The 7,231-nt window shown below is 58.1% G+C and carries 7 protein-coding genes; 4 read left to right on the forward strand and 3 right to left on the reverse strand.

The window, feature by feature from the left end; translation table 11 throughout:
- Window positions 1-87: 87 nt before the first annotated feature.
- From NHU87_RS22405 to NHU87_RS22415, 3 genes are all read left to right on the forward strand, one after another.
- Complete coding sequence (locus NHU87_RS22405) at window positions 88-2,673, forward strand: bifunctional diguanylate cyclase/phosphodiesterase (protein ID WP_253552590.1); 2,586 nt, start codon at window positions 88-90, stop codon at window positions 2,671-2,673.
- 84 nt (window positions 2,674-2,757) lie between these two features.
- Window positions 2,758-3,552, forward strand: a complete 795-nt coding sequence (gene xth / locus NHU87_RS22410; RefSeq protein ID WP_253552592.1) for an exodeoxyribonuclease III — start codon at window positions 2,758-2,760, stop codon at window positions 3,550-3,552.
- Window positions 3,553-3,665: 113 nt separating this feature from the next.
- A complete protein-coding gene (locus NHU87_RS22415) occupies window positions 3,666-4,505 on the forward strand; it encodes an arylamine N-acetyltransferase family protein (protein ID WP_253552594.1) in 840 nt (279 codons plus the stop codon).
- Between the two features lie 62 nt (window positions 4,506-4,567).
- On the opposite strand, the gene NHU87_RS22420 is transcribed toward NHU87_RS22415, so the two are convergent.
- Window positions 4,568-4,912, reverse strand: coding sequence for a BrnA antitoxin family protein (locus NHU87_RS22420; RefSeq protein WP_253552595.1), 345 nt, complete (start codon window positions 4,910-4,912; stop codon window positions 4,568-4,570).
- A gap of 3 nt (window positions 4,913-4,915) precedes the next feature.
- Window positions 4,916-5,197, reverse strand: coding sequence for a BrnT family toxin (locus tag NHU87_RS22425; RefSeq protein WP_253552596.1), 282 nt, complete (start codon window positions 5,195-5,197; stop codon window positions 4,916-4,918).
- A 251-nt stretch (window positions 5,198-5,448) separates the two neighbouring features.
- On the opposite strand from NHU87_RS22425, the gene NHU87_RS22430 reads away from it, so the two are divergent.
- Window positions 5,449-6,963 carry a nucleobase:cation symporter-2 family protein gene (locus tag NHU87_RS22430; RefSeq protein ID WP_253552597.1) on the forward strand — a complete coding sequence of 505 codons (1,515 nt, stop codon included), beginning with the start codon at window positions 5,449-5,451 and terminating at the stop codon, window positions 6,961-6,963.
- A 160-nt stretch (window positions 6,964-7,123) separates the two neighbouring features.
- Here NHU87_RS22430 and NHU87_RS22435 read toward each other — a convergent pair.
- A partial coding sequence (locus NHU87_RS22435; protein ID WP_253552599.1) for an integrase core domain-containing protein occupies window positions 7,124-7,231 on the reverse strand: 108 nt, incomplete at its 5' end.

A 7,231-nucleotide genomic window follows, 5' to 3' on the forward strand; every position in this document is an offset into this window, starting at 1 on the left:
GGTCAGTGAAGAGCCTGGCTGTCATGACGACAGACTAGACCCCGCCGGCCTCACCCGATAAGGCGACCGATCGACAGGATCAAGTGCATGGATTTGACTGCCGTTACCACCGCCGCACCTGCTCGTCATACACCGATTACTCGCAACCTGATGTTCGTCATCGGCGTGCTGTTTGTGGTTGGGGTGTTGATCGCGCTGATGGCTCTGTTCAGCATTGCCGCACGGCTCGATGCCCAGGATCTGAGCAAAACCACGTTCTACACGCAACGCGCACTTGAGAACCGCATCACCGCCTCGAAAAACTACATTGCCAGTTACGCCAACTGGACGACCGCCTACGACCATCTGAACGACAAGGTCGATGTGCAATGGGCCTACGTCGAGCAGAACCTGGGTAAAACCCTGTTCACTATCGATCACTACGACGGGGTTTTCGTCATCGATGGTCAGCGAACCAAATACGCCACGGTGCGCGGGCTGCTGATTCAGGATCAGGCGACAACCTATCTGTCGACCTCGATGGCGACGCTGATAGACGAGGTTCAAAGTCAGGAAAGCCTCATCGAGCCCGTCAGCCGATACACCTTGTTCGAAGGCAAACCGGCGCTGTTGACGGCGGCCGCGATCGTGCCCAATGACGAACGCCCGGCGGTCGATCCCAAGAGCACCTCGGTGCTGATCTACGTCGACCAGTTGAACCCTGAAAAGCTCACTACCTTGAGCGCCGATTACGGGCTGAATGATTTGAGCCTGACGGCCGACGACGCCATTGTTCCGGGTCAGCCCGCCGTCGCCCTGACCGGCACCGGTTACAGCCTGGTCTCCCGGCTCGAGCAGCCGGGTCATCAATTGCTCTGGTCGTTGCTGCCGCCACTGGGTGGGGCGCTGTTGATTCTGGCGCTGTTGACGGCTTACTTCTTTCGATATGTCCTGCGTACGTCCGGGCATGTGGATGCGAGTTACACCAGTCTCGACTTGTCGAATCAGGCGCTGGAGGCCAGTGAAGAACGTTTTCGTGCGGTGGCCGAAGCCGCGTCCGACTGGATCTGGGAAATCGACGACCAGCACTGCATCACTTATCTGTCGGGGCGCTTCAGTACCGTCACCGGATTTTCCGATCAGCAATGGCTGGGGCAGAACATCGGGCAACTGCTCAATTGCGAAACCACGCCCCTGTCGCTGTGGCTGAATAAACTCGATGAAGAGCAGGCCGTCAGTCATTTGCGCTGTTCCTACCGTGATCAATCGGGGCAACAGCGAGTGTGCCGAGTGTCGGCGCGACCGATCCAGCGCAAGGGCGCGGTACTGGGTTTTCGCGGGACGGCCAACGACATCACCGATGAAGTCGCCGCCCATGCGCAGATCCAGCATCTGTCGATGCACGATGCCCTGACCGGCCTGCCGAATCGCAACAAACTGGCGCGCTACCTGGAAGATGCGCTGGCATTGAAAGAGCAATCGACGGCGTTGACGTTGTTGATGATCGATCTGGATAACTTCAAGCCGATCAACGATTCCCTCGGCCACCCGGCCGGCGATGCGGTATTGCTGGAGGTTGCCATTCGTTTGCGCGAGTGCACGCGGGACATCGATCTGGTTGCCCGATTAGGTGGCGATGAGTTCGTGCTGGTGCTCCACGGCATGGACAGCCACGCGGAAATCGACCGGTTTTGCGAGCGCTTGCTCGACAGCTTGCATCAACCGATCCATCACGATCACCACACGCTGCACATTGGCGCGAGCATCGGTGTCGCCCTGAGCCGGCGCCAGGGGCATCTTCCGGAGGAGCTGATTCGCTGTGCCGATATCGCGTTGTATCAGGCCAAATCCGATGGCAAGAAAACCTGGTGCTATTTTGCCGCGCACATGAACGATCAGATCCAGCACCGCCGGCAACTGGAAAACGACCTGCGTCAGGCGATCAAGCACAACGAATTCGTGATGCATTACCAGCCGCGTTATCACGTCGATGGCAAGCAGATTGTCTCGGTTGAAGCGCTGCTGCGCTGGCAGCATCCGGTGCAAGGCTTGTTGAGTCCCGACGCGTTTATTCCATTGGCCGAGCAGACCGATCTGATCGTGCCGTTAGGGCGCTGGGTGTTGCGCGAGGCCTGCGAGACGGCTTTGACCTGGCCCGGTGCGATGATGGTCTCGGTCAACCTGTCGCCGGTGCAGTTTGCCCGTAGCGATGTGATCGAGGACGTCCGGGAAGTGTTGATCCAGACCCGCTTGCCCGCCAGTCGGCTGGAGCTGGAGATCACTGAAAACGTGATGCTCATCGATGTCGATGGCGCCTTGGCGACCATGAATGCGCTCAAGGAGTTGGGCGTGCGGTTGAACATGGACGACTTCGGCACCGGTTATTCTTCGCTGGGTTACCTGCGCACGTATCCGTTCGACGGGATCAAGATCGACAAGCGCTTCATTGCGTCCATGAGCAACGGCAGTAATGACCGCGCCGTGGTGCAGGCGATCATCAATCTGGGCAAAGCCATGGGCCTGACCGTCACCGCAGAGGGCGTCGAGACGCTGGAGCAACTGGACTTCCTGATCTCGGACCAGTGCCATGAAGTGCAGGGGTTCTACCTCAGTCGGCCGGTGGACAAGTATGCTCTGCTGCCATTGCTCAAGGCATCAAGGGATGATTTTCCGCCGCAGGGCACGCACCTTTAGTCGCCTGTTTCGTGCGTCACGGCAACTGCCGGGGCGCATTCCGGTCACAACTGGATACCGCCCATCCGTTGCGAGCGTCGGATCATGAAGAACCTGAAAATCGCTACCTTCAATGTCAACGGCATGCGCGCCCGGTTGCCGAATCTACTGGCCTGGCTTGCGCGGGAGCAGCCAGACATCGCCTGTTTGCAAGAACTCAAGTCGGTGGATGGAGCGTTCCCCGTGGCTGAGCTGGAAGCGGCCGGGTATGGCGCCGTCTGGCACGGCCAGGTGTCGTGGAATGGGGTGGCGATTCTGGCGCGCGATGCGCAACCGCTGGAAAGCCGACGGGGTTTGCCGGGTGATGACAACGATACCCATAGCCGCTACGTAGAAGCTGCCGTGCATGGGGTTCTGGTGGGCTGTCTGTACCTGCCCAATGGCAATCCGCAGCCGGGACCAAAGTTCGATTACAAACTGGCGTGGTTCGAGCGTCTGATCTCGCACGCCAAGGAGCTTCAGAGCAGCGACCATCCGGTGGTGCTGGCCGGTGACTACAACGTGGTGCCCACCGATCTGGACATCTACAACCCGCGCTCCTGGCTCAAGGACGCGCTGCTGCAACCCGAGAGTCGCGCGTGTTATCAGCGTTTGCTGGATCAGGGCTGGACCGATGCCCTGCGTCATCTGTATCCAGAGGAGCGTATCTACACGTTCTGGGATTATTTCCGGCAGCACTGGCAGAAAAACTCGGGATTGCGCATCGATCATCTGCTGCTCAATCCGGCACTGAGTCCTTACCTGCAAGAGGCCGGCGTCGATGCCTGGGTTCGTAACGAACCTCATGCCAGCGATCATGCGCCAACATGGATTCGATTGGGTTCGCGCAAGCGTCGATAGTCTTGGCGCGTGCGGCGATTGGCTAAATCAATTGTCAGTCCGACCGTGTTTTCCCTTATACATGGCGCCCATCGGCGGAGCGATCCGCGGACCTCTGCATAAAGGATTGAGCGATGAGCGAGACACGACTGACGAATATGGCGTTGTACCTGCAACGCCTGGGCTTCGACGCGCCCCCGGCGCCGACCCTGGAAACCCTGCGCCAATTGCAACTGCGCCACACGGGTGTCTTCCCGTTCGAAAACCTCACCACGTTATTGGGCGAACCGGTGCTCATTGATCTGCCCTCCATAGAGCAGAAAGTCCTGCACGACGGTCGCGGTGGTTACTGCTACGAACTCAACAACCTGTTCCTGGCGTTGCTTCAGACACTGGGCTTCGACGCACGTGGCATCACCGGTCGCGTGGTCATGGGCCAGTCTGAAGGCGCATGGACTGCCCGCACCCACCGCTTGAGTCTGGTGACCCTCGACGGCGTGCGCTACATCACTGACGTTGGCTTCGGCGGCATGGTGCCCACCGCACCGCTGATGCTGGATACCGAAGCCGAGCAATTCACCCCCCACGAACCCTATCGCATCGAATCGCACGCCGATGGCTACACCTTGCGCGCCAACGTTGGCGGTGAATGGCGGGCGATGTACATCTTCGATCTGCAGCGTCAGGAAGACATTGATTACACCCTGGGCAACTGGTACGTCTCGACCCATCCCGAATCGTCCTTCGTGAAACAACTGATGGTGGCGCGGACGGGGGAGGGATGGCGGCGGACGTTGAACAACGGCAGTTTTGCCATTCATCACATAGGCAGCGAGAGCGAACGGCGGCAGGTGGCGGACGTTGAGGAGTTGATCGGGTTACTGGAAAGTGAATTCGGGATTCGGGTGCCGGCGCATGAGGCATTAAAGCGAGTACTTGAACGGTTGATTGAGCCTGTCTCGCAGGCAAATTAAGTCTCAAACAAAGGGGCGGATTTGATCAATTCGCCCTTTTTTCTTTTGATTGTGTGTTGTGTCTAGGAACGAACTTCAAGCTCCATCACATGATGGATTTCGCTGAGGGCTTCTGACAATTTTTTCTCCAGGCTTTTCAGCTCGGAGGCGGTGAGGCCTTTTTTGAGGTGCCCGACATGGGCAACAGCCGTGTTCTGATCGGGCTTCGCCGCTTTGCCTTTATCGCTGAGCAAGGCCTGGCGCAAAGTGTTGTTGATCACCGTCTGGTAGCCATACCCCTCGGTTTCTGCGAGAGAGCGCGCGGTCTCTATGACGACATCATCGAGCATGATGGTGATTCGGGTCTTTCCTTTGCTGGAGGCAACCGCTCCACGCTTGGCATTGCTGAAGTCGTATTCATCTTTCATCGGTCAAGCCTCCATGTAGTGGCGACGCTCGTTTTTAGTGGCGATGCGCGCGGAAATGATTCGCACGAAATTCGGGTCGCGGTAGGTGTATGCAACGACCAGCAAACGACCTTTGGCATCCAGCCCGATGATGATCCATCGCTGCTCATCGTGGTGGTTGTCCTGTAGCGTCAGGGCTCGTTCGTCATGAAACACGGGTTCTGTTTCGGCGAGGCTGACGCCTTGATGCTTTAGTTTGTTGGCCGCGTTCTTTGCCTTGTGATACTGAATTTCGAATGACTTCATTATGCATACTTTATATGTATAAGCGAGGGGCGGCCGTGCCGGCGGTCGCTTGGAAAGCAAAAGATTAGCGGTGGGGAGAGAAAGGGCAGGAAGGATGTATTACAAGAGTTTTGGGCTGGAGGCGCCATGGGTAGGGCGGCATGAACACATGTCCATAATCTGACTGGATAGTTGTATACAACTCTATAGACATTTGTCCTGACTATTGAATACAGTGTGCGCACAACAAAAAACCAGGGAACCCCCCAACCATGAAAACGCCCCATGTTTCACTCCAGCGGCCTGAGGATGAAAATCTCGGGATCGGCGCGAATATGGCTTATGGCTTGCAACACGTTCTAACCATGTATGGCGGTATTGTCGCGGTACCTTTGATCATCGGCCAGGCGGCCGGGCTTTCGCCGGCGGACATCGGTTTGTTGATTGCTGCTTCATTGTTTGCAGGGGGGCTGGCGACACTGCTGCAGACCCTGGGTTTACCGTTTTTCGGTTGTCAGTTGCCGCTGGTGCAGGGCGTATCGTTCTCTGGCGTTGCGACCATGGTGGCGATTGTCGGCAGTGGCGGGGAGGGTGGCTTTCAGTCGATTCTCGGGGCGGTGATTGCCGCGTCGCTGATCGGTTTGCTGATCACGCCGGTGTTCTCACGGATTACCAAGTTCTTTCCGCCGCTGGTAACCGGCATTGTGATTACCACTATCGGCCTGACGCTAATGCCGGTGGCCGCGCGCTGGGCCATGGGTGGCAACAGCCATGCGCCAGACTTCGGCAGCATGGCGAACATTGGTCTGGCGGCGGTGACACTGGTGCTGGTGCTGCTACTGAGCAAGATCGGCAGTGCGACCATCTCCCGTTTGTCGATCCTCTTGGCCATGGTCATCGGCACAGTCATCGCCGTGTTCCTCGGCATGGCGGATTTCTCGTCCGTCACCCAGGGCCCGATGTTTGGCTTCCCGGCACCGTTCCATTTCGGCATGCCCACCTTCCACTTCGCCGCGATCTTGTCGATGTGCATCGTGATCATGGTGACCCTGGTGGAAACCTCGGCCGATATTCTGGCCGTCGGTGAAATCATCGACACCAAAGTCGACTCCAAACGCTTGGGCAATGGCCTGCGTGCGGACATGCTGTCGAGTATGATCGCGCCGATCTTCGGCTCCTTCACCCAAAGCGCCTTCGCCCAGAACGTCGGGCTGGTGGCGGTAACCGGGATCAAGAGCCGTTTCGTGGTGGCCACCGGCGGTGTGTTCCTGGTGGTCCTCGGATTGCTGCCCTTCATGGGCCGGGTCATCGCCGCTGTACCGACCTCCGTCCTCGGCGGTGCCGGCATCGTACTGTTCGGCACCGTAGCGGCCAGCGGCATTCGGACGCTGTCCAAGGTCGACTACCGCAACAACGTCAACCTGATCATCGTCGCCACTTCGATCGGTTTTGGCATGATCCCCATCGCCGCACCGAGCTTCTACGACCAATTCCCTAGCTGGTTCGCGACGATCTTCCACTCGGGCATCAGCTCCTCGGCGATCATGGCTATCATGCTGAACCTGGCCTTCAACCACCTCACTGCCGGCAACTCGGATCAACAATCGGTGTTTGCAGCCGGTACCGAGCGAGTCTTGCGTTATCAGGATCTGGCGGCGTTGCGGGAAGGGGATTACTTCAGCGAAGGCAAGCTGCGTGACTGCGACGGGAATGAGATCCCGGTGGTGGAGGCAGAGCATGGGCATGCAGAGCCGCGGGTGATGCATGCGAAAAGCGAGCATGTCTGACGGCGGTACCCGGTAAAAAGGCAGGTAGATCAAAAGATCGCAGCCGGCGGCAGCTCCTACAGAGGATTCGTGTGTGATGCGATCCCTTGCAGGAGCTGCCGCAGGCTGCGATCTTTTGACTTTATAGCGTGTCTAGTCCTGAAATAGGTTTACACCTGTTTCACCCTAACGCCCGATGCACCGCATCGGGCGTTTTGTATTTCAGGGATAGGTGCGGACGCTCCTGGTTGTAGATCAAGATTGCCTCCCGCACCATCTGCTCCGCTTG

The sequence above is a fragment of the Pseudomonas mandelii genome, assembly GCF_024138395.1.
GTDB classification, from domain to species: Bacteria; Pseudomonadota; Gammaproteobacteria; order Pseudomonadales; family Pseudomonadaceae; genus Aquipseudomonas; species Aquipseudomonas mandelii_E.

Excerpts from the sequence above, each read along its gene's own strand:
- NHU87_RS22420 (WP_253552595.1), bottom strand. The coding sequence starts at position 4,912 with ATGAAAGATGAATACGACTTCAGCAATGCCAAGCGTGGAGCGGTTGCC.
- xth (WP_253552592.1), top strand. The coding sequence starts at position 2,758 with ATGAAGAACCTGAAAATCGCTACCTTCAATGTCAACGGCATGCGCGCC.
- NHU87_RS22415 (WP_253552594.1), top strand. The coding sequence starts at position 3,666 with ATGAGCGAGACACGACTGACGAATATGGCGTTGTACCTGCAACGCCTG.
- NHU87_RS22425 (WP_253552596.1), bottom strand. The coding sequence starts at position 5,197 with ATGAAGTCATTCGAAATTCAGTATCACAAGGCAAAGAACGCGGCCAAC.
- NHU87_RS22430 (WP_253552597.1), top strand. The coding sequence starts at position 5,449 with ATGAAAACGCCCCATGTTTCACTCCAGCGGCCTGAGGATGAAAATCTC.
- NHU87_RS22405 (WP_253552590.1), top strand. The coding sequence starts at position 88 with ATGGATTTGACTGCCGTTACCACCGCCGCACCTGCTCGTCATACACCG.